Genomic DNA, 21,203 nt, shown 5'->3' on the forward strand with positions numbered 1-21,203 from the left:
AGTAATTACCTACTAGTTTCCAAAATTTTTAAAAATCTTATTAATCTCTTCATTTGACAATTCAGCATTTTCTTCAGGTTTTTTTGAAGTCCAATCCGTTGATTTTTCCTTATGAATATAAGGCTTTTTTGAATAAGAATTTCGATTGCTTTTTTGCCAATTATTAACATAACTAATTGCACTACTTGCATTTGTAATATTATTTTGAAGCCAACCATTAGCAATTTTTTCAGCTGAAAATGGTGTAATCACAGAACTATATTTTAAACTAGTCCACACTAATACATTGATTAATTCTGGAGTTAAACCATATTGATTTTGCAAACTATAAATTACTCTACGTTCATTAGCTGATACAAAGCCACCTTTGCGTTCTTTAAGCTTCATTAAAAAATCTTCAGGAGTTAAATGAGTTGCTTGATATAATAGGCTTTTGTCTTTATTGACTACATTTATTTTTTCAGCTGGAGTCTTTGAAAGCTGCCGTTGAACTGAGCGCTTTGCCTCATTACTACCAATATCTTGATTAACAATTCGCTGAATTGCTTTCATATCAAGGTGTTTTTGACCGGGAGTAAAGCTTTTGATTGATTCATCAACAAATTGCTTTTCAGTTAAATTATAAAAAGTAATAATTTGCGCAATTTCATTTTGATTATTATCAACTTCACTAGTTGAAATATGGTAATAATCTAAATATGACTTCACTAATTCCCAATCGATTGCTTTTACTTGTCCCATTTGTACTTGATAAGCTTCAGTGTGACTTTTAACTGCAGCTTGTTTTACTTCATCAGGTGCTTTAATTGCAACATTATCAGACAAATGAAATACATCAAAAAAGTTAGCAGTAATTTCTGTTGCATCTTCTAACCCATTAAAAATATGAGGCGTAAACTCACTGGTTAATTGTGAAAACACCTTAGTACCAACTTTTTCTAATAATAGACTTGATATTAAATATGTTTTAAAAAAAGTATGAGCACTTGGAATTTCATTTAATTGAAAGATCAATACTTTACCAATAATTGGCACTTCATTTAAAAAACTTCGAATTAATCCACTTGCTTCTAGTTTATGTAAGTCATCAAAAATATCATTCAAATTTTCATCAAGTTCACCTTGTAAATAATTCATTTGATGATATTCACTTCTAATAGGGATTGAATCAAATTCATTTACTAAAGTATTATATAAAGCAACTGCACTCGCACCAATAATTGGCTGATAGAGCTTAGTCAAAACTTTTTGCTGATTAGCACTAACTTTTATAATATTTGCAACATAAAAAGGCTGCTTTGGGTTTGCTGATTTAAACATATTTATTTCGACTTATTATGCTTTTGCATAATATCTTCCATTGTGCGCATAAATCCTGACATATCTTGAAATTGGCGATAGATACTGGCAAATCTAATATATGCGACATCATCTACATCAACTAATTCATTCATCACGAATTCTCCAATTTTTTTAGATGAAATCTCGCTAACACCTTGTTTTCTGACAGCGGCTTCAACATGATCAACTAATTCGACAATTTGATCACTAGTGACAGGTCTTTTTTGCGCAGCAGCTTCAACGCCACGCAATATTTTTTCTCTTTTAAATGGTTCGCGAGTCCCATCATTTTTGATAACTAATAATGGAGTTTGTTCAATTCTTTCAAACGTTGTGAATCGATAACCACAGTTTTCACATTCACGTCTTCTTCTAATAGTTCTGCCTTCATCAGATGGTCTAGAATCGATCACGCGAGAAGCATTTTTATGACAGTTTGGGCATTCCAATTTAGTCACTCCTTTATAGGTAATTTTGTTAGTAACTGATTTATTTTCTGGTTTAGCTGCGTTACATCACCATTATTTTGGATTACATAGTCAGCTAATTTAATTTTTTGTTGTATTGGCATTTGTTTATCAATTCTTGCTAATGCTTGCGCTTTAGTAAGATTATTTCGTAACATTAATCTTTTTAATTGAGTTTCATTTGATGCAGCAATGACTAATGTTTTATCAAATAAATTCTGTAAATTAATTTCAAATAATAATGGAACATCGACTATTACCAGTTTTTGTTTGGCTAAGTGCATCTGTCTAATTATTTCTTTTTTTATTAATGGTAAATTCAATTGATTTAACTTAGTTAACGCATCTGGATCATTAAAAACCAACTGTCCTAGTTTACCACGGTTAACACTTTGATCGACATTTAAAAACTGCTCTCCAAAATATTTTTTAATATTTTGCCAGCCAGGTTGGTTTATTTGCAATTGATTATGTGCAATTTGATCTGCATCTATTATATTATATCCTAAATCTTTAAAATGCTTATCCGCTGTACTTTTTCCAGTTGCTATGCTGCCAGTTAATCCTAAATAAAAAGTCATTTATATAATTTTTGCTCCTTAGGACAAAAAGTAGTCCCTCGTCCATTCACCTTTATTTTTTTTAAAATCGTGTGACATCTAAGGCAAGGATCACCTGCATGACCATATACTTGCAAGTATCTTTGAAAATTTCCCGAATTGCCAGTTGCATCTAAAAAAGTATGAATAGTTGTCCCATGATATTTTATTGCTAATTTAATTTCATTATTAATATCATGGTACAGCTCAACAATTTGCTTTTTAGGAATTTTATTGGCTAAACTCAGGGGATGAATCTTTGCCTGCCACAATACTTCATCAACATAGATATTTCCTAATCCTGCTACAATTGTTTGATCTAAAATTGTAGACTTTATATTCTTTTTCTTTTTTTGCAACGCATGAATAAAATATTCTGGTGTAAATTCTGGTGAATTTGGCTCTAATCCTAAATTTTTAATTCCTGTAACTATTTTTTCCGTTCCAGTTTCAACTAACTGCATTCTTCCAAATTTTCTCACATCGTTATAGCGCAATGCAGTTTCATCATCAAAAACAAATTGTACATGGTCATGTTTTTGCTTTGGTTCATTTGAAGAAGTTAAGCGATACTTTCCTTCCATACGCAAATGCGATACTATTGTTTGATTATCAGTTAATCTAATCAATAGGAACTTGGCATAACGGTCAATTTTTTTTATTTTTTTACCCTTGAGTTTTTGACTGAACTGCTCTGCATCTCCAACTATAATTTTAGGGTACCAAACAGTTACTTTCTTAATTGTTTTACCAACAATTAGAGCTTGCAACGTTTTTTTTACAGTTTCAACTTCTGGCATTTCAGGCATTTGCTTCACCTACTTTGCTTCATACCAATTGTGTCCCCAGTTTGCATCAGCAATTAATGGTACCTTCAATTTAACCGCATTTTGCATTACCTTAGGCACTATCTCTTTAATTGTATCTAATTCATCAGCTGGCACATCAAAAACTAATTCATCATGAATCTGAAGAATCATTTTGGTTTTAAGCTTCATTTCATCAAGTTTTTTCTGCATATTGATCATTGCAATCTTGATAATATCTGCAGCACTACCTTGAATTGGCGAATTAATTGCTGTTCTTTCAGCAAATGATCGCAAATTATAGTTCTTGCTGTTGATATCTGGTAAATATCTTCTGCGATGCATAATAGTTTCAGCATATCCTTTTTCACGAGCTTTTTGTACTGCTTTATGCATATAGTCCTTAATTTGAGGATATTGTTTAAAATAATTATCAATGAATTCTTTAGCTTGTTTGCGACTAATTCCTAAATTCTTTGATAAACCATAATCAGAAATTCCATAAACAATGCCAAAGTTGACAGCTTTAGCGTTACGACGCATTTGAGGGGTTACTTCATCAATTGAATTTAAATGAAAAATTTTCATTGCTGTGTGGGTGTGGATATCATATCCTGTTTTAAATGCTTCTAGCATATTTTTATCACCAGAAACATCTGCTAATACACGTAATTCAACCTGTGAATAATCACATGAAAAAATATAACCATTTTCAAATGTTGAAACAAAGGCTTTTCTGATTTGTTTTCCTTCATCAACTCTAATTGGAATATTCTGTAAATTAGGATCAACTGATGACAAACGCCCTGTTGCGGTCAATGTTTGCAAATATCTGGTATGAACCTTGCTGTCATTACCAATATCAGCTAATAAACCTTTTACATAAGTCGACTGAATTTTAGCAATTTGACGATAATCTAATAATTCATCTACTACTGGACTTTGGGCTTTTAATTGATCTAATACTTCAACTGAAGTTGAGTATCCTGTTTTAGTTTTTTTAATTGGCGGCAAGCCCATTTTTTCAAATAAGATATGTCCAAGTTGTTTTGGAGAGTTTAAGTTGAATTCTTGTCCTACTTGTTCAAAAATATTCTTTTTGATTTTTTCCAATCTAATCGCAAAATCATTTTCAAGTTGGACTAAAGTAGAAGCTTGAACTTTCATTCCTGTTATTTCCATTTTGGCCAAAACTTTAGCAACAGGAATCTCAATTTGTTCAAATAAATGATCTTGTTCATGTTCTTTTAATTTGCCTAATAAAATTTTTTTCAAGTCATCAATTAACTTAACTTTTGCTCCTATATGATTAAATAAAATTTCATCATTTTCTGGAACATGTTCACTCTTGCCTTTACCATAGACTTCCACATCTGGCTTAACTGAATAATTATTATATTGTTGTCCAATTTCACCTAAATCAAAAGAATTATTTTCATTATTAACCAAATATGCAGCTAGCAACATATCATAATCACATGAATTAATAGCTAAATTTAAGCGATTAAGACCATAGATAGTTGCTTTTAAGCCAAATATATTTTTCTTAATCTTATTATCTAAGAGCAAATCACTGATAGTGCTATTTTGTAATAAAGCAATATCTCGACTAACAAAAATTTTATTATCGATTTTGATAGCAAAACCCATTAGCTCTCCTAAATGATAATTTTCGCCTAGAATTGCTAAATAAAAAGTCATTCTATCTTTTGCTTTAAGCAAATTTAAATTATCCTTAGTTAAAACTGTATAATTAATATTTTCTTTTTCAACTTGTATTTCATCTTGTGATAAATTTTGATTTAGATCTGCTAAAAATCTATTCATATTCAAATCTTCATAAAACTTACGCAATTTTTCAACATTAATTTCTCTTCTAGCTAAATCACCAATATTGATCGTTACAGGAGCATCACGGTCAATTGTAGCTAACTTTTTAGCTAAAAAAGCTTTATCTTTATCAGCAATCAAATTTTCTTTTAATTTTGACTTTTTCATTTCATCAACATGGTCATATAAATTTTCAATAGAACCATATTTTTGAATTAATCTTGCTGCAGTCTTAGGTCCAACTTTAGTAACTCCTGGATAATTATCAGAACTATCTCCCATTAAAGCCTTTATATCGATAAATTCGGTTGGTGTAACGCCATATAATTCTTTCATATGCTCTGGAGTATAAGCTTCTAGTTGTGAAACTCCCGACTTAGTAACTAATACTGTTGTATCGTCAGATGCAAGCTGAGTTAAATCACGATCTCCTGTCACAATAGTCACTTTAAAACCAGCGTTTTCACCTTTTGTTGCAAAGGTTCCAATAATATCATCTGCTTCATAATTGGCTAATTCATAACTTTTTATTCCAAGATCTGTTAATAATTCACGAATATAAGGCAATTGTTCAGACAGTTCTACAGGAGTTTTTTGTCTGCCACCTTTATAGTCATGATACATTGCTGTTCTAAAAGTAACTTTCCCTGCATCAAAAGCAACTAAAATATCATCAGGTTGTTCATTTTTTAAAAGTACATCAAGCATATTTTTAAAAGCATATATTGCATTAGTATGTAATCCTTTTGAACTTTTAAAATTATCTAGTTGCCGATATAACGCATAAAAAGCTCTGAATGCCACAGAATTTCCATCAATTAATAATAATTTCTTCTTAGTCATTTTTGCATCCCTTAATTAGTTTTGTCTTACTTAATATTTTACCAGTTTATTTTTGCTTAATAAAAAAACTACCCTTAGGCAGTTTTTAAATCATATTATTTCAATAATTTTTCATAAGCAGTTTCATATTTAGGTATATCTCCTGCGCCCATAAATACTAATACTGCATTATGATTTTTAGTTAAATCAGCAATATTATTTAAGTCAATAACTTCACTTCCAGGAATCTTTGCAGTTAGATCTTCACTTGAAATATCCCCAGCTTTTTCTCTAGCTGAGCCAAAGATTGGAGTAATGTATGCTTTATCAACAGTTTTTAAAATATCGACAAATTCAGATGCAAACTTTTTAGTTCGAGAATAAGTATGCGGCTGGAAAATAGCTACCAGTTTTTTATCTGGGAATTTTTGACGAACTGCTTGAATAGTTGCTTTCATTTCTGTTGGATGATGTGCATAATCATCAATTACAACAATATCACCAAAATCTTTTTCACTAAATCTTCTCTTAGCACCTTTATAAGTCAATAATCCATCTTTAATATCATCCATCGGAACTTTTTCTGTATAAGCAACTCCAATTACAGCTAAAGTGTTCATAATATTATGATCCCCAAATAAATGAGTTTTAAAAGTTCCAATTATTTTACCATCCGCGTTAACTTTAAAAGTAGTTCCTTCCGTATCTTTTGTCACATCATAAGCTTGGAAATTATCACTATCTTTAAAACCATAAGTATATTTAGGAATTGAAACTTTAATTTTTGCAAGTCTTGGATCATCACCCCAGACAAATAAACCTTTTTTAGTTTGATCTGCGGCTGATTGAAAGGCTCTTTGAGTATCTTCAATATCCGTGAAATAGTCAGGATGATCAAAATCAATATTAGTCATAATTTGATAATCTGGATGATATGCCAAAAAATGTCTACGATATTCATCAGCTTCATATACAAAAAATCTTGAGTTGGTTACTCCTTTACCTTCACCATCACCAATTAAATATGAAGTTGGCGCAACTTCACTTAAAACATGAGCTAATAATGCAGTAGTTGAAGTCTTACCATGTGCTCCAGCAATTCCAATGCTGGTATGCATTTCAATAATTTGCTCCACAGTATCTGGATAACTTTGCATAGGTACGTTTAATTTAATTGCTTGTGCAACTTCTGGATTATCTTTTTTAAATGCATTCCCTTTAACAATAATTTGATCTTCATTAATATTATCAGGATTAAACTCAGTAACTTTTATCCCTGCTTCAATTAATGGATCTTGTGTAAAAGTATGCTTTGCAATATCACTTCCAGCTACACTATAGCCTAAATCATGTAATATCAAAGCTAAAGATGCCATTCCAGTACCCTTAATGCCAATAAACCAATATTGTTTGTTTTTGTCTAACATTTTATATACTCCATAGATCATTTGTACTTAATAATTCTTTATTATCATACTATTATCAACTATAAAGAAAAAGCCCTATTGGGCTTTTTCATCATTTTTTTAATTCTGGTGCATCTGTTATAAAATCTGATTGAGTAGTTTTATCACCATTTTGATAATATAAACTTGATTTATCTTTTTTATCTATAGCTTTCAGCATCTTCATTGTTGTCTTATATTGATAATCAAAATTCTTTGCTTTAACTGGGTTAAACCATGCTGGGTGATAAAATCTTAATAAATTACCAGAGATAACGCGATCAGATAATGACAACTGAGTTGTCACACTATTAGATAATGAAGCCAATTTTTCTTTGACTTTTTTGTCTGGATGTTTAACTTTTTTGCCATTTTTAGTATAGTAATAAGCACCATCAACTTTGGTATATTCTGGTGTAATAAAATCACCATTACGCTGTGCAACTAATTGAGGTCGATTTTTAGCTAATAAGTCATTACCAAATTGAATCATATCTTTATTGCTGATTCCAACTAAGTTTAATAAAGTTGGTAAAACATCAATTTCACCACCATAAGTATGATTGATGCCACCCTTTAATCCTGGCATATGTATCATCAATGGAACACGCTGAAATTGAACATTGTCAAAATCATCAAAGGTCTTTTTATCTAACAATTGAGCAGAAGCTTTATGGTGATTACCAGATATTCCATAATGATCACCATATAAGACAATCATAGTGTTTTTAGATAGACCTGTCTTATTCATCCAGTCCATTAATTCACCAATAGCCTGGTCTAAATAATGAGCTGTTTGAACATACCCATCAACAGTATTATCCCCAGTATCAGTTTTTTCAATACTTTGGTTAGCTTTATCAATATCATATGGATAGTGATTTGTAACAGTAATCATCTTCAAATAAAATGGCTGTGGTAGTTGTTCGATGTATTTAATAGACTGATCAAAAAATAGCTTATCTTTAATTCCATATCCTAAATAATAGTTCTTCTTATTTTGATAAAAAGATAGAGGCATAAAGAATTGATAACCAAATTGTTTATAAGCATTGTTTCTGTTCCAAAATGAACCCGCACCACCATGCATTACTGCAGTTGTATAGTCATCTTTTTGATGCAAAATTGCAGGAGCTGATTCAAATGTATTAGTGGTTCCATATGTAGACATTGCAGAGCCTGATTGAAGCCCATACAATGAATTTTCTAGCATCATTTCAGCATCAGAAGTTTTTCCTTGACCAACTTGATTAAAGAAGTTATCAAAACCAATAGTATTTTGATCATGATAAATTTTATTTAAGTTTGGTGTTACTTCCTTACCTTTCCATTTATAATCAATCAAAAATTGCTGGAAACTTTCCAAATGGATTACTAAAATATTTTTGCCTTTAGCAACTCCTGTATACGCAGGATTAGGAGCAACATAATTTTTTTGTAAATATTTTTGAACTGTTCTTAAATCAGACGCTTTAGCTTTAGCCATTTCTGCATTATTTTGAGCAGTTTTATAGCCATCATAGACCGCGTATTCATCTATACCAAGATATTTCACAATATAATTATTGTCAAAAGTTCTTGTTAACAACCCTGAACGATCTTTTTGAGACATCATTAAATTACTGCCCATCAAAGTCAACGCAAGTAACTCAATTAATCCAGCTACTTTCAAACTTAACTTGCGCAAATCATATTTAAAAACCTTAAATGCAAGCAATAAAATGATTACAACAACATCTCCAAATGCCCAAAAGTCACTTGCCAGTGTAATCCCTGCAATACTTTTTCCTAAATTATCAGAAGTTGAACCAGAAGTTTTAATAATTGATACAGATAAAAAGTTTGAGAATTCTCGATAATATAAAATATTGGCAAATAACCAAAATGAAAGCAAAAAATCAATAATAATTATTATCCAGTATGATTTTCGACCATTAAAAAATAAACCTATGCCTAATAACAACATCGCTGCAGGTAATGGATTCATTAACAGCAAGAAGTTTTGCATTGAACCGACTGCTCCAAGGTTAAACTTGGTCAAATATATACAATAAGTTTTTAGCCAAAATAACACTAATACTGAAGTGAAAAATCCCATCTTAGTGTGAAATAGCCAATTTATAAATTCTTTGGCACGAGCCATCCAAAAAACCTCTCAATCATGATATTCTGTCAATTAATGATACTACTTGTATTTCGAATTATATATAAATTAACCGACTTTAACTAAAAATTAATTGCTTTTCATCTTTTTTGGTTTAAATAGCCAACCAAATAATCCAAGGATCATTCCGAAAAAATATGTTGTAAAACGCCATAAAAACATTGCTAATACCAAAAGTATATGACTTGATACAAATGTTTGAAAAAGAGTTTGAAAACTAAATTCGGCTCCACCTGAAGCGCCTGGAAGTGGAACTATTGACATAAACATAATTACCATAATATTCATTTGTGTGACTTGAACCCAAGATGCTTTTAATTGCAGAGCAATTAACACTAAATAAGGGATTGAATAAAATAATAATAACTGCATAATTGTTAAAATAATCGCAATTATTAATCTCTTTTTTTCCCTCTTCAATTTTTGACTCTCAAAATAAAAACTATCAATTTGTTTCATTGCGCCTTTGCGCCATTTTTCAGTTTTTTCTTTTGAAAAAAAGTGTCCCAAAAAATCAATTATTCGATTAGTAATTTTTTTTGTCCAATTATAAACAAACATTATCGAAAATAAAATAATAATCGAAGTAATGTGAATTAAAAAGCCAATAAAAATAAAAATTGCAAGTCCCGCAAATTTAGTTACAACCAAATGAAAGCCAAATAAAATGGTCGAAACATATGCAAAAAATACAACAATTTGAAACAAAATAAATTTCATTAATAAAATCGAAGTCGCACGACCACCATCTATTCCCATTTGTATCATAGCAACTAGCTGCGAAGGTTGGCCTCCAGTTGACATTGGAGTTATCGCATTAAATAGAGCCTGAATAATAGGTATTCTCAAAAACGACCAATTAGAATATTTAGGATCATTTTTACGATATGCCAAGGTCTTAATAATTCCTGCTTCACAAACATATGACAATATCATCACCAAAAATACAACTGTTAACAAATACGGATTGATTTGCTTTATGGCTAGCAATAGACTTTTAATATCCGTTGTTTTTAGATCTTGGTAGAAGACATAGCAGCTAATTAATAAAACTATTAGCATCCCTATTAAATGTTTTTTATTCATTGTTTAATTTGCCCGAGTTCTTTGCCTAATTCATATTGTTCATTATAAAAATCTTTCCAAATTTTTGCTAAATGATCCTCTGAATACTCATCACTTGCTTTAATGGATAGTTGTGCATATTTTTGTAAAATATCAGAATTTTGTTTTATTTGCTTTAAAATGCGATCAAATCCATCTAAATCATGTGCAGATAAATAATAACCATCAATTATTGCTTTGTACAAATCTAAGTCACGCAATAATACTGGTATCCCACATGAAAAAGCTTCAAGCACTGACATTGGAAATAATTCATCATAAGATGGTAAAAAGAATAAATTAGCACAATTCAAATAATCTACTAGCTTCTTGCGATCTACAATACCTGTAAATTTTACATTTCTTGGTGGATTTTCAACAATTTTTTTATATCGTTCATATCCTTCAGTGATTGCCCCAAATGAAAAATCTCCAGCCCAAATAAACTGTATTTCAGGATTTTTTTCTGCTAATGCTACAAAATCATCAATACCTTTTCTAGCTTGAACTTGTCCGTCACCAAACACTACAAACTTATCTAATGGAATATTCATTTGTTTTCTAAAAGCATTTTTTGCAACTTGTGATTTTGGATAAAATTCTTTTTTAGAAACAAAATTAGGAATATATTTGACCCTTTTTCTCTCAATTCCAGCAGATTCTAATTTATCAATAAACATTGGATTAACAACCACTAATTGGTCCATTCTTTTATAAAAATCTATCAAGTATTTATCAAAAACTTTTTTAGAAAACCCAGGTAGTTTTATTGATCCATTCAATGTTTCTGGTAGAAAATGGACATAGCCAATTTTTCGACCACGACTGGGTGAAAAGCTATTAAGATAATAAGTTGGATTGATTGTATGATAATGAGTCAAATCACTACGCCCATATTTATTGATAGTTACATAAAAATCATCAATCAATCTTGTTTTCAATAAATGAATTAATTCATCATAAGCTGATCCCACACCTTGCCCTTTAACTGAATCAGCTTGAGAAAACATATTAATTCTAATCATTTAGCGCCTCACTTGCTTGATATAGTGATATTACATCTTGATAAAACTTTAATACTTCACTACCAAAATGTTTAGCAGAAATATTTTCAAGTTTTAAATTCAACTCTTGCTTGGGAATACTTTTATGAATATGGTCAAGATAATAAAGTACTTCCTGTAACATCTCTGATGAAGTTTTAAAAGTAGCTCCAAATACAGGTTTATCAAAAACTCCCTCAGTATAGTCAGTATCATACACAACACATCTAGTTCCTGATGCAAGTGCCTCAATATAAGTTAACCCTTGTGTTTCAGTATCACTAGCTGATACGAAAAGATCTGCCATTTTATAGTAACTTCCAACTTCTTCATGAGGAATATTTCCAGTAAAAATTATATTGTTTTCTAAAGATAACCTTTCGACTTGATCTTTTAAAACATCTTCATCTGGCCCATCACCCGCAATAACTAATTTGGTTTTAGGATGACGTTCTAAAACTTCAGGCATAATTTTTATTATCTTATCTATCTTTTTTTCTAAAGCTATTCTACTTAATGTTAAGATAACAGGTACATCTTCGTTAATTCCTAACTTTTCTCTTATATTAGTTGTAGTTTTTAAATTAATTGCTTTAACATCTACACCAGTAGGAATGACTCTGATAGGAATTGTAATTCCATATCGCATTAATAATTTTTCTACACGCATGCTAGGTGCAATTACACCATTCATTGATTTTAAATATGCATCAGTAAATTGCTTAACATGCCTAGGCTTTAATAATCTACCATTTAACACATAATGTAAATAATCTTCATACATTGTATGGTATGTATGAATAGCTGGTATATTTAATTGTCTAGCAACATATTTTCCTATCATTCCCATAGAAAATTCAGTTTGTGTGTGTACAATATCTAGATGAACTTCTTTAGCAATTCTTACAGCCTCAAATAATCCACGATATGCAATCCTGCGTTCTGTAAATGATATAAATGGTACACTTGCAAATCGAAACACATTTGGCTCCAGCATATTTTTATTTACATCTGGATCAGTTGTCGTAAAAATAAATACATTATTTCCTTGAGCTTCTAAAGCCTCTTTTAAAGTTTTTATAGATGTGGCAACACCACTAATCTGTGGAAAATAAGTATCGGTATATAAACCAATATTCATAATTTAACCTCCGTATATGAAATATTATAGAGATTCCAAGAGATTCATGCAATGCAAAAAAAGACTCACTTACGTGAGTCTTTCTATACTATAGCGGTGATCGGGGTCGAACCGATACGTCCCAGGGGACACCAGATTTTGAGTCTGACGCGTCTGCCAATTCCGCCACACCGCCAAATTATAATACTTAACTTAAACTTTAGCCAGTATTAAGGCGGGGATCGGATTCGAACCGATGATTAAGGTTTTGCAGACCTCTGCCTTACCACTTGGCTACACCGCCATAAGCTAATAATACTTTTCAGATTAACAAATTGGGATAGCTGGATTCGAACCAACGCATGTTAGAGTCAAAGTCTAATGCCTTACCACTTGGCTATATCCCAATGTTAGGGCGGAATGTGGGAATCGAACCCACGCATGTCGGATCCACAAACCGATGTGTTAACCACTTCACCAATTCCGCCATTATTTTAAACAGGGATAGTAGGAATTGAACCCACACCAACGGTTTTGGAGACCGTTGTTCTACCTTTAAACTATATCCCTATTATGGAGGAGAGTGGATTCGAACCACCGAACTCAGAGAGAGCGGTTTTACAGACCGCCGCGTTTAGCCACTTCGCTACTCCTCCAAAAGTGGCGCGGGACGGAATCGAACCGCCGACACAAGGAGCTTCAATCCTTTGCTCTACCAACTGAGCTACCGAGCCATCTTACGGTCCATGACAGATTTGAACTGACGATCTCCTCCGTGACAGGGAGGCGAGATAAACCACTACTCCAATGGACCATATTGCGGGAGCTGGATTTGAACCAACGACCTTCGGGTTATGAGCCCGACGAGCTACCAGACTGCTCCATCCCGCGATGATAAGGAGGATGTGGGATTCGAACCCACGCGCGGGCAAAACCCGCCTGACGGTTTTCAAGACCGTTCCCTTCAGCCGAACTTGGGTAATCCTCCGACTTACCATCACTGGTAATGACCCGTACGAGATTTGAACTCATGTTACCGCCGTGAAAGGGCGGTGTCTTAACCACTTGACCAACGGGTCATACTAAAAAATAGTACTTAATTATATTATCTAAAATTGTAAGAAAAGTCAATCCTCACAAACGGAGCAGGAGGGATTCGAACTCTCGCGCCAGCATAACCGACCTACACCCTTAGCAGGGGCGCCTCTTCAGCCACTTGAGTACTGCTCCAATGGGCCTAAATGGACTTGAACCATCGACCTCACGCTTATCAGGCGTGCGCTCTAACCAGCTGAGCTATAGGCCCATTATAAAGCGGGTAACGAGAATCGGACTCGCGACTAAAGCTTGGAAGGCTTTCATTTTACCACTAAACTATACCCGCATTAATATAAAAAATAATGGCGCGGGACGGAATCGAACCGCCGACACAAGGAGCTTCAATCCTTTGCTCTACCAACTGAGCTACCGAGCCATCTTACGGTCCATGACAGATTTGAACTGACGATCTCCTCCGTGACAGGGAGGCGAGATAAACCACTACTCCAATGGACCATATTGCGGGAGCTGGATTTGAACCAACGACCTTCGGGTTATGAGCCCGACGAGCTACCAGACTGCTCCATCCCGCGATAACTTATTATTAAAATGGACCTTGTAGGACTCGAACCTACGACCAGACGGTTATGAGCCGTCTGCTCTAACCAACTGAGCTAAAGGTCCAAGCGTACAAATAGCGGCGGGGGGGATCGAACCCTCGACCTCCCGGGTATGAACCGGACGCTCTAGCCAGCTGAGCTACACCGCCAAATATATTGTAACAATCGTTACTATCGGGAAGACAGGATTCGAACCTGCGACCCCCTGGTCCCAAACCAGGTGCTCTACCAAGCTGAGCCACTTCCCGAAAAAGGTGCACCCTGTAGGAGTCGAACCTACAACCTTCTGATTCGTAGTCAGACACTCTATCCAATTGCGCTAAGGGTGCATCATTAATGCCGAGGACCGGAGTCGAACCGGTACGGTTGAAACCAACCGCGGGATTTTAAGTCCCGTGCGTCTGCCAATTCCGCCACCCCGGCATGTAATGAAAGCGGAAGACGGGATTCGAACCCGCGACCCCCACCATGGCAAGGTGGTGTTCTACCACTGAACTACTTCCGCATAATATAAATGCCGATTATACGATTTGAACGTACGACCCCCTGTTTACAAGACAGATGCTCTACCAACTGAGCTAAATCGGCAACTTGTCAAAGAATGTCACAGAATGGACAATACGGGTGGTGGGACTTGAACCCACACGTCCGAAAACACTAGAACCTAAATCTAGCGCGTCTGCCAATTCCGCCACACCCGCAGTATAAATTGGGTCAATGAGTCGTGACAGGTTCGAACTGTCGACCCTCTGATTAAAAGTCAGATGCTCTACCAACTGAGCTAACGACTCAAGGAATGGAGGATACAGGGCTCGAACCTGTGACCTCCTGCTTGTAAGGCAGATGCTCTCCCAGCTGAGCTAATCCTCCAAAGCACGGCAGCTACCTACCCTCGCAGGCAGTTTCCCACCAACTACTCTCGGCGTTAAGAAGCTTTACTTCCGTGTTCGGCATGGTTACGGGTGTTTCCTTCTTGCTAGCGCCACCGCACTTTTCTTCCTCTTTTTGAGCTCTTACACTCAAAACTGAATAACAACTTCCTTACCTTACAATCTCTTTGGTCAAGTTCTCGACTGATTAGTACTGGTCTGCTCCAGATATCACTATCCTTCCACTTCCAGCCTATCTACCTCTTAGTCTTAGAGGTGTCTTATTGCTTTACACAAAGGAAATCTCATCTCGAGGGGGGCTTCGCACTTAGATGCTTTCAGCGCTTATCCCGTCCACACTTAGCTACCCAGCGGTGCCATTGGCATGACAACTGGTACACCAGCGGTGTGTCCATCCCGGTCCTCTCGTACTAAGGACAGCTCCTCTCAAATTTCCTACGCCCACGACGGATAGGGACCGAACTGTCTCACGACGTTCTGAACCCAGCTCGCGTGCCGCTTTAATGGGCGAACAGCCCAACCCTTGGGACCGACTTCAGCCCCAGGATGCGACGAGCCGACATCGAGGTGCCAAACCTCCCCGTCGATGTGAACTCTTGGGGGAGATAAGCCTGTTATCCCCAGGGTAGCTTTTATCCGTTGAGTGATGGCCTTTCCATGCAGTACCACCAGATCACTAAGCCCTAGTTTCCTACCTGCTCGAGTTGTCTCTCTCGCAGTCAAGCTCTCTTGTGCCTTTACACTCTATGAATGATTTCCAACCATTCTGAGAGAACCTTTGGGCGCCTCCGTTACTTTTTAGGAGGCGACCGCCCCAGTCAAACTGCCTGCCTGACACTGTCCCTGATTGCGATTTTCAACCTAGGTTAGGGCAACCGTAAAACAAGGGTAGTATCCCACCAGCGCCTCCAGCAAGACTAGCGTCCTGCTTTCTCTGGCTCCTACCTATCCTGTACATCTTTTACAGTTACCCAATATCAAGCTACAGTAAAGCTCCATGGGGTCTTTCCGTCCTGTCGCGGGTAACCCGCATCTTCACGGGTATTATAATTTCACCGAGTCTCTCGTTGAGACAGTGCCCAAATCATTACACCTTTCGTGCAGGTCGGAACTTACCCGACAAGGAATTTCGCTACCTTAGGACCGTTATAGTTACGGCCGCCGTTTACTGGGGCTTCAATTCGCGCCTTCGCTTGCGCTAAGCGCTCCTCTTAACCTTCCAGCACCGGGCAGGTGTCAGCTCCTATACGTCATCTTACGATTTTGCAGAAACCTGTGTTTTTGATAAACAGTTGCTTGGGCCTCTTCACTGCGGCTGATCTTTCGATCAGCGCCCCTTCTTCCGAAGTTACGGGGCTATTTTGCCGAGTTCCTTAACGAGAGTTCTCTCGCTCACCTGAGGATACTCTCCTCGACTACCTGTGTCGGTTTGCGGTACGGGTAATACCTCTCTTGCTAGAAGCTTTTCTTGGCAGTGTGACTACATAACCTTCGCTACTTTAATTTCGCTCCGCGTCACAGCTCAGACTTCCTAAAAATAAGCATTTTACTCATCTTTATCCTTACTGCTTGCACATGGATTCCAGCTCCATGCGTTACTTGCCTCCTGCGTCCCTCCATCGCTATTAACGATTAGTATTAGTACAGGAATCTCTACCTGTTATCCATCGGCTACGCTTCTCAGCCTTACCTTAGGCCCCGACTTACCCTGGGCGGACGAGCCTGCCCCAGGAAACCTTAGTCTTGCGGTGGACAGGATTCTCACCTGTCTTTCGCTACTCATACCGGCATTCTCACTTCTAATTGCTCCACCAGTCCTCTCGGTCTGACTTCTCCGCTATTAGAACGCTCTCCTACCACATACTTTTTCAAGTACATCCACAGTTTCGGTACTATGCTTAGCCCCGGTAAATTTTCGGCGCGGCGTCACTCGACTAGTGAGCTATTACGCACTCTTTGAATGATTGCTGCTTCTGAGCCAACGTCCTAGTTGTCTGCGCAACTCCACATCCTTTTCCACTTAGCATAGATTTTGGGACCTTAACTGGTGATCTGGGCTGTTTCCCTTTCGACTACGGATCTTATCACTCGCAGTCTGACTCCCGTGTATGGATATCTGGCATTCGTAGTTTATCTGGATTCAGTAACCCCTGACGGGCCCCTAGTCCAAACAGAGCTCTACCTCCATTATCCTTTCTCACGAGGCTAGCCCTAAAGCTATTTCGGAGAGAACCAGCTATCTCCAAGTTCGTTTGGAATTTCACCGCTACCCACACCTCATCCCCGCAATTTTTAACTTACGTGGGTTCGGCCCTCCAGCCAGTTTTACCTGGCCTTCAGCCTGGACATGGGTAGGTCACTTGGTTTCGGGTCTACGTCAACTAACTTATTGCGCCCTTTTCAGACTCGCTTTCGCTACGGCTCCGTCTTTTCTGACTTAACCTTGCTAATTAACGTAACTCGCCGGTTCATTCTACAAAAGGCACGCCATTACACTTTAATGTGCTTTGACTATTTGTAGGCACACGGTTTCAGGTTCTCTTTCACTCCCCTTCCGGGGTTCTTTTCACCTTTCCCTCACGGTACTGGTTCACTATCGGTCACTATCGAGTATTTAGCCTTACGAGATGGTCCTCGTCGCTTCAATCGGGATTCCTCGTGTCCCGACCTACTCAGGAGAATACTCACACTTCGCTTCGATTTCGACTACAGGGTTCTCACCTTCTTTGACTTACCTTCCCAGATAATTCGTCTATCTCTGCTCTTATGCTTTATCGTATTTCCTACAACCCCATAAAATAAATCCTATGGTTTAGGCTCTTTCCTGTTCGCTCGCCGCTACTAAGAAAATCGATCTTTCTTTCTCTTCCTGCAGCTACTTAGATGTTTCAGTTCACTGCGTCTCGCCTTTATCAGCTATGTATTCACTGATAAATAATGCATCTCTGCACTGGGTTCCCCCATTCGGATATCTCCGGGTCTTAGCTTACTTACTGCTCTCCGAAGCCTTTCGTGGTTCGTCACGTCCTTCTTCGCCTTATAGTGCCTAGGCATTCACCGTGCGCCCTTTTCTACTTGACCTAACTTTTTCGTTCGATCGCTCTCTATTTACGCTCTCGGTCTTTTCTCTTTGATTGTCTCGGTTTTTTTCGTTGTTATTCAGTTTTCAATGTACTAACTTGAGAGTTACTACTCTCAAAACTAAACAAAGTTTCTTTAGTGTGCTTCCTGGTCTTTGGATACTTCTCTTAGTATTGCTACTCTCCATATCCTTTGCCTTTTCCTTAGAAAGGAGGTGATCCAGCCGCAGGTTCTCCTACGGCTACCTTGTTACGACTTCACCCCAATCATCTGCCCCACCTTAGGCGGCTGATCCCTTGCGGTTATCTCACCGACTTTGGGTGTTGCAGACTCTCATGGTGTGACGGGCGGTGTGTACAAGGCCCGGGAACGTATTCACCGCGGCATGCTGATCCGCGATTACTAGCGATTCCAGCTTCGTGCAGGCGAGTTGCAGCCTGCAGTCCGAACTGAGAACAGCTTTCAGAGATCCGCTTACCTTCACAGGTTCGCTTCTCGTTGTACTGCCCATTGTAGCACGTGTGTAGCCCAGGTCATAAGGGGCATGATGACTTGACGTCGTCCCCGCCTTCCTCCGGTTTGTCACCGGCAGTCTCATTAGAGTGCCCAACTTAATGCTGGCAACTAATAATAAGGGTTGCGCTCGTTGCGGGACTTAACCCAACATCTCACGACACGAGCTGACGACAGCCATGCACCACCTGTCTTAGTGTCCCCGAAGGGAATGCCCAATCTCTTGGGTTTACACTAGATGTCAAGACCTGGTAAGGTTCTTCGCGTTGCTTCGAATTAAACCACATGCTCCACCGCTTGTGCGGGCCCCCGTCAATTCCTTTGAGTTTCAACCTTGCGGTCGTACTCCCCAGGCGGAGTGCTTAATGCGTTAGCTGCAGCACTGAAAGGTGGAAACCTTCCAACACTTAGCACTCATCGTTTACAGCATGGACTACCAGGGTATCTAATCCTGTTTGCTACCCATGCTTTCGAGCCTCAGCGTCAGTTGCAGACCAGAGAGCCGCCTTCGCCACTGGTGTTCTTCCATATATCTACGCATTCCACCGCTACACATGGAGTTCCACTCTCCTCTTCTGCACTCAAGATTGACAGTTTCCGATGCTATTCTTCGGTTGAGCCGAAGGCTTTCACATTAGACTTATCAATCCGCCTGCGCTCGCTTTACGCCCAATAAATCCGGACAACGCTTGCCACCTACGTATTACCGCGGCTGCTGGCACGTAGTTAGCCGTGACTTTCTGGTTGATTACCGTCAAGTCAAGGGCAGTTACTCCCCTGACCTTTCTTCACCAACAACAGAGCTTTACGATCCGAAAACCTTCTTCACTCACGCGGCGTTGCTCCATCAGACTTGCGTCCATTGTGGAAGATTCCCTACTGCTGCCTCCCGTAGGAGTTTGGGCCGTGTCTCAGTCCCAATGTGGCCGATCAGTCTCTCAACTCGGCTATGCATCATCGCCTTGGTAAGCCGTTACCTTACCAACTAGCTAATGCTCCGCAGGTCCATCCTTTAGCGACAGCTTACGCCGCCTTTTAAGCTTCAATCATGCGATTAAAGCTTTTATCCGGTATTAGCTTCTGTTTCCAAAAGGTATCCCAGACTGAAGGGCAGGTTACCCACGTGTTACTCACCCATCCGCCGCTCGCCTGTATCTATTTCCATTCCGAAGAACTTCTATAGGCAGGCTCGCTCGACTTGCATGTATTAGGCACGCCGCCAGCGTTCGTCCTGAGCCAGGATCAAACTCTCAATTTTAAAAGTTTGAGCTTTTTAGCTCTAGATTTTTTTGATTTGTTTATCTCAAATTTATTGCTTGCGAAATTGACTTCGCTTATTTGTTTTGGGTTCTTACACCCGCACACTATTTAGCGAAACTTTGTTCAGTTTTCAAAGTACTAACTCGCTTTGTAAAAAGCCTTTATTAGTTTATCATAACTCATTCTTTCTTGTCAAGAACTTTTTGATAAATCTTTTGCGCCGCTCAGCCTTTCAACTGACGACATCTAAATATATTACTAGCTTTGTTTCTCTTTGTCAAGAACTTTATTCTTTATTTTTTAACTTCTTGTTCAAGGCTTTTAAGCTTCTTGTTTTATATCTTGGATATCGTTTTTTGCGACTTAAATAATATATCATTTATCCAGATTTTTGACAAGCTTTTTTCGTAATTATTTTACAAAAAAAGCTACAATTTTTTTGTAGCCTAAAAATCTCGCTATAACGGCCATTCTATTGGATCAGTTATCTTTTTTTGTTCTTCGATTAATTTAATATTGAAAAATAAGCTTTGATAAACAGTATGCATTTCTTCTTTGCATTGATGAGCTATCCAATGATATAAAGCAAAATATATTGAATTAGCAGCTCGTGCTAAAGTATTTTTTGCATATGGTCCATTTTTTGAAGCATAGTCTTTAATTGATACATATAATGAATCAACCAAGCGTGTACATATGCATTCACCTCTCATTAAATAAAATATATTTGAATAATAATCGCTATTTTCCTTGATTTCATTCATTAAAACCAATAATCTACTACCAAAATTAGAGTATTTTTGATCAGTTAAAATGCTTTCAAGTCTGTGCTCCATAGTTACTGCATAAACTGCACTCAGGTTTTTAAATTGCCTGTAAAATATCCCACGATCAATATTAGCGCTTTGGCAAAATTGAGTTACCGAATATAAGTTAACCGGGTAGTTCGACAAATCTTGGCGCAGCGCATTTTCCAGTTGCGTCACTTGCACGATAAGCCCTCCTTTAAAATTTATTCGTTAATATTATCAAAATATTATAATTCTAGCAATCTTTTTAT

At 37.1% G+C, this 21,203-nt stretch carries 11 protein-coding genes, 27 tRNA genes and 3 rRNA genes; all 41 read right to left on the bottom strand.

Translation table 11 applies throughout. The annotated features are described in order from the left end of the window. Positions 1–12: 12 nt before the first annotated feature. The gene (locus AC38BG_RS00250; protein ID WP_489937210.1) at positions 13–1,320 is read right to left on the bottom strand and encodes a DnaD domain protein; all 1,308 of its coding nucleotides are present in this window, start codon (positions 1,318–1,320) and stop codon (positions 13–15) included. Positions 1,321–1,322: 2 nt separating this feature from the next. Then, positions 1,323–1,790 carry a transcriptional regulator NrdR gene (gene nrdR, locus AC38BG_RS00255; protein WP_489937211.1) on the bottom strand — a complete coding sequence of 156 codons (468 nt, stop codon included), beginning with the start codon at positions 1,788–1,790 and terminating at the stop codon, positions 1,323–1,325. A gap of 5 nt (positions 1,791–1,795) precedes the next feature. Next, the gene (coaE, locus tag AC38BG_RS00260) at positions 1,796–2,389 is read right to left on the bottom strand and encodes a dephospho-CoA kinase (RefSeq protein ID WP_489937212.1); all 594 of its coding nucleotides are present in this window, start codon (positions 2,387–2,389) and stop codon (positions 1,796–1,798) included. Then, entirely contained in the window at positions 2,386–3,216 is an 831-nt protein-coding gene (mutM, locus tag AC38BG_RS00265; RefSeq protein ID WP_489937213.1) for a bifunctional DNA-formamidopyrimidine glycosylase/DNA-(apurinic or apyrimidinic site) lyase, read from the bottom strand. The genes coaE and mutM overlap by 4 nt, the downstream gene beginning before the upstream one ends. A 9-nt stretch (positions 3,217–3,225) precedes the next feature. Continuing rightward, positions 3,226–5,886: a DNA polymerase I gene (gene polA / locus AC38BG_RS00270; protein ID WP_489937214.1), complete on the bottom strand. Its 2,661-nt coding sequence runs from the start codon at positions 5,884–5,886 to the stop codon at positions 3,226–3,228. 95 nt (positions 5,887–5,981) lie between these two features. Next, the gene (gene murC, locus AC38BG_RS00275; RefSeq protein WP_489937215.1) at positions 5,982–7,292 is read right to left on the bottom strand and encodes a UDP-N-acetylmuramate--L-alanine ligase; all 1,311 of its coding nucleotides are present in this window, start codon (positions 7,290–7,292) and stop codon (positions 5,982–5,984) included. A gap of 91 nt (positions 7,293–7,383) precedes the next feature. Further along, positions 7,384–9,453: an LTA synthase family protein gene (locus AC38BG_RS00280; RefSeq protein WP_489937216.1), complete on the bottom strand. Its 2,070-nt coding sequence runs from the start codon at positions 9,451–9,453 to the stop codon at positions 7,384–7,386. A 90-nt stretch (positions 9,454–9,543) separates the two neighbouring features. Further along, positions 9,544–10,560: a lysylphosphatidylglycerol synthase transmembrane domain-containing protein gene (locus tag AC38BG_RS00285; protein ID WP_489937217.1), complete on the bottom strand. Its 1,017-nt coding sequence runs from the start codon at positions 10,558–10,560 to the stop codon at positions 9,544–9,546. Beyond that, positions 10,557–11,603, bottom strand: a complete 1,047-nt coding sequence (locus tag AC38BG_RS00290) for a glycosyltransferase family 4 protein (protein WP_489937218.1) — start codon at positions 11,601–11,603, stop codon at positions 10,557–10,559. The genes AC38BG_RS00285 and AC38BG_RS00290 overlap by 4 nt, the downstream gene beginning before the upstream one ends. Next, positions 11,596–12,762, bottom strand: coding sequence for a glycosyltransferase (locus AC38BG_RS00295; protein ID WP_489937219.1), 1,167 nt, complete (start codon positions 12,760–12,762; stop codon positions 11,596–11,598). The genes AC38BG_RS00290 and AC38BG_RS00295 overlap by 8 nt, the downstream gene beginning before the upstream one ends. A gap of 91 nt (positions 12,763–12,853) precedes the next feature. Further along, positions 12,854–12,937, bottom strand: a tRNA-Leu gene (locus AC38BG_RS00300). A gap of 37 nt (positions 12,938–12,974) precedes the next feature. Further along, positions 12,975–13,045: transfer RNA gene (locus AC38BG_RS00305), tRNA-Cys, on the bottom strand. 31 nt (positions 13,046–13,076) lie between these two features. Then, positions 13,077–13,148 (bottom strand) — tRNA-Gln (locus AC38BG_RS00310). A 7-nt stretch (positions 13,149–13,155) separates the two neighbouring features. Then, positions 13,156–13,228 (bottom strand) — tRNA-His (locus tag AC38BG_RS00315). A gap of 12 nt (positions 13,229–13,240) precedes the next feature. Then, a tRNA-Trp gene (locus tag AC38BG_RS00320) sits at positions 13,241–13,311 on the bottom strand. Between the two features lie 4 nt (positions 13,312–13,315). Next, positions 13,316–13,397, bottom strand: a tRNA-Tyr gene (locus AC38BG_RS00325). 5 nt (positions 13,398–13,402) lie between these two features. Beyond that, a tRNA-Phe gene (locus AC38BG_RS00330) sits at positions 13,403–13,475 on the bottom strand. 6 nt (positions 13,476–13,481) lie between these two features. Next, positions 13,482–13,555, bottom strand: a tRNA-Asp gene (locus AC38BG_RS00335). Positions 13,556–13,558: 3 nt separating this feature from the next. Then, positions 13,559–13,632 (bottom strand) — tRNA-Met (locus AC38BG_RS00340). A 6-nt stretch (positions 13,633–13,638) separates the two neighbouring features. Continuing rightward, positions 13,639–13,729 (bottom strand) — tRNA-Ser (locus AC38BG_RS00345). Positions 13,730–13,748: 19 nt separating this feature from the next. After that, a tRNA-Glu gene (locus tag AC38BG_RS00350) sits at positions 13,749–13,820 on the bottom strand. 62 nt (positions 13,821–13,882) lie between these two features. Next, a tRNA-Ser gene (locus AC38BG_RS00355) sits at positions 13,883–13,971 on the bottom strand. A gap of 2 nt (positions 13,972–13,973) precedes the next feature. Then, positions 13,974–14,047, bottom strand: a tRNA-Ile gene (locus tag AC38BG_RS00360). A gap of 7 nt (positions 14,048–14,054) precedes the next feature. Then, positions 14,055–14,125, bottom strand: a tRNA-Gly gene (locus tag AC38BG_RS00365). Positions 14,126–14,142: 17 nt separating this feature from the next. Continuing rightward, positions 14,143–14,215, bottom strand: a tRNA-Phe gene (locus tag AC38BG_RS00370). Positions 14,216–14,221: 6 nt separating this feature from the next. Further along, positions 14,222–14,295: transfer RNA gene (locus tag AC38BG_RS00375), tRNA-Asp, on the bottom strand. A 3-nt stretch (positions 14,296–14,298) separates the two neighbouring features. Beyond that, a tRNA-Met gene (locus tag AC38BG_RS00380) sits at positions 14,299–14,372 on the bottom strand. Between the two features lie 17 nt (positions 14,373–14,389). Continuing rightward, positions 14,390–14,463 (bottom strand) — tRNA-Ile (locus tag AC38BG_RS00385). Between the two features lie 11 nt (positions 14,464–14,474). Next, positions 14,475–14,548, bottom strand: a tRNA-Met gene (locus AC38BG_RS00390). 25 nt (positions 14,549–14,573) lie between these two features. Further along, positions 14,574–14,647, bottom strand: a tRNA-Pro gene (locus AC38BG_RS00395). Positions 14,648–14,654: 7 nt separating this feature from the next. Then, positions 14,655–14,728 (bottom strand) — tRNA-Arg (locus AC38BG_RS00400). Positions 14,729–14,736: 8 nt separating this feature from the next. Further along, a tRNA-Leu gene (locus AC38BG_RS00405) sits at positions 14,737–14,822 on the bottom strand. Positions 14,823–14,832: 10 nt separating this feature from the next. Next, positions 14,833–14,904, bottom strand: a tRNA-Gly gene (locus AC38BG_RS00410). 10 nt (positions 14,905–14,914) lie between these two features. After that, a tRNA-Thr gene (locus tag AC38BG_RS00415) sits at positions 14,915–14,987 on the bottom strand. A gap of 31 nt (positions 14,988–15,018) precedes the next feature. Next, positions 15,019–15,100: transfer RNA gene (locus tag AC38BG_RS00420), tRNA-Leu, on the bottom strand. A gap of 17 nt (positions 15,101–15,117) precedes the next feature. Continuing rightward, positions 15,118–15,190 (bottom strand) — tRNA-Lys (locus AC38BG_RS00425). A gap of 6 nt (positions 15,191–15,196) precedes the next feature. After that, positions 15,197–15,269 (bottom strand) — tRNA-Val (locus AC38BG_RS00430). A 3-nt stretch (positions 15,270–15,272) separates the two neighbouring features. Beyond that, positions 15,273–15,389: ribosomal RNA gene (gene rrf / locus AC38BG_RS00435) — 5S ribosomal RNA — on the bottom strand. Between the two features lie 67 nt (positions 15,390–15,456). Beyond that, positions 15,457–18,370: ribosomal RNA gene (locus tag AC38BG_RS00440) — 23S ribosomal RNA — on the bottom strand. 207 nt (positions 18,371–18,577) lie between these two features. After that, a 16S ribosomal RNA gene (locus AC38BG_RS00445) occupies positions 18,578–20,141 on the bottom strand. Together the 16S, 23S and 5S rRNA genes with 27 tRNA genes alongside form the textbook arrangement of a ribosomal RNA operon. Positions 20,142–20,601: 460 nt before the next feature. Further along, positions 20,602–21,135: a hypothetical protein gene (locus tag AC38BG_RS00450; RefSeq protein ID WP_489937220.1), complete on the bottom strand. Its 534-nt coding sequence runs from the start codon at positions 21,133–21,135 to the stop codon at positions 20,602–20,604. Positions 21,136–21,203 lie beyond the last annotated feature (68 nt).

Source organism: Lactobacillus sp. M44 (genome assembly GCF_058130005.1).

Excerpts from the sequence above, each read along its gene's own strand:
- AC38BG_RS00250 (WP_489937210.1), bottom strand. The coding sequence starts at position 1,320 with ATGTTTAAATCAGCAAACCCAAAGCAGCCTTTTTATGTTGCAAATATT.
- coaE (WP_489937212.1), bottom strand. The coding sequence starts at position 2,389 with ATGACTTTTTATTTAGGATTAACTGGCAGCATAGCAACTGGAAAAAGT.
- mutM (WP_489937213.1), bottom strand. The coding sequence starts at position 3,216 with ATGCCTGAAATGCCAGAAGTTGAAACTGTAAAAAAAACGTTGCAAGCT.
- polA (WP_489937214.1), bottom strand. The coding sequence starts at position 5,886 with ATGACTAAGAAGAAATTATTATTAATTGATGGAAATTCTGTGGCATTC.
- murC (WP_489937215.1), bottom strand. The coding sequence starts at position 7,292 with ATGTTAGACAAAAACAAACAATATTGGTTTATTGGCATTAAGGGTACT.
- AC38BG_RS00280 (WP_489937216.1), bottom strand. The coding sequence starts at position 9,453 with ATGGCTCGTGCCAAAGAATTTATAAATTGGCTATTTCACACTAAGATG.
- AC38BG_RS00285 (WP_489937217.1), bottom strand. The coding sequence starts at position 10,560 with ATGAATAAAAAACATTTAATAGGGATGCTAATAGTTTTATTAATTAGC.
- AC38BG_RS00290 (WP_489937218.1), bottom strand. The coding sequence starts at position 11,603 with ATGATTAGAATTAATATGTTTTCTCAAGCTGATTCAGTTAAAGGGCAA.
- AC38BG_RS00295 (WP_489937219.1), bottom strand. The coding sequence starts at position 12,762 with ATGAATATTGGTTTATATACCGATACTTATTTTCCACAGATTAGTGGT.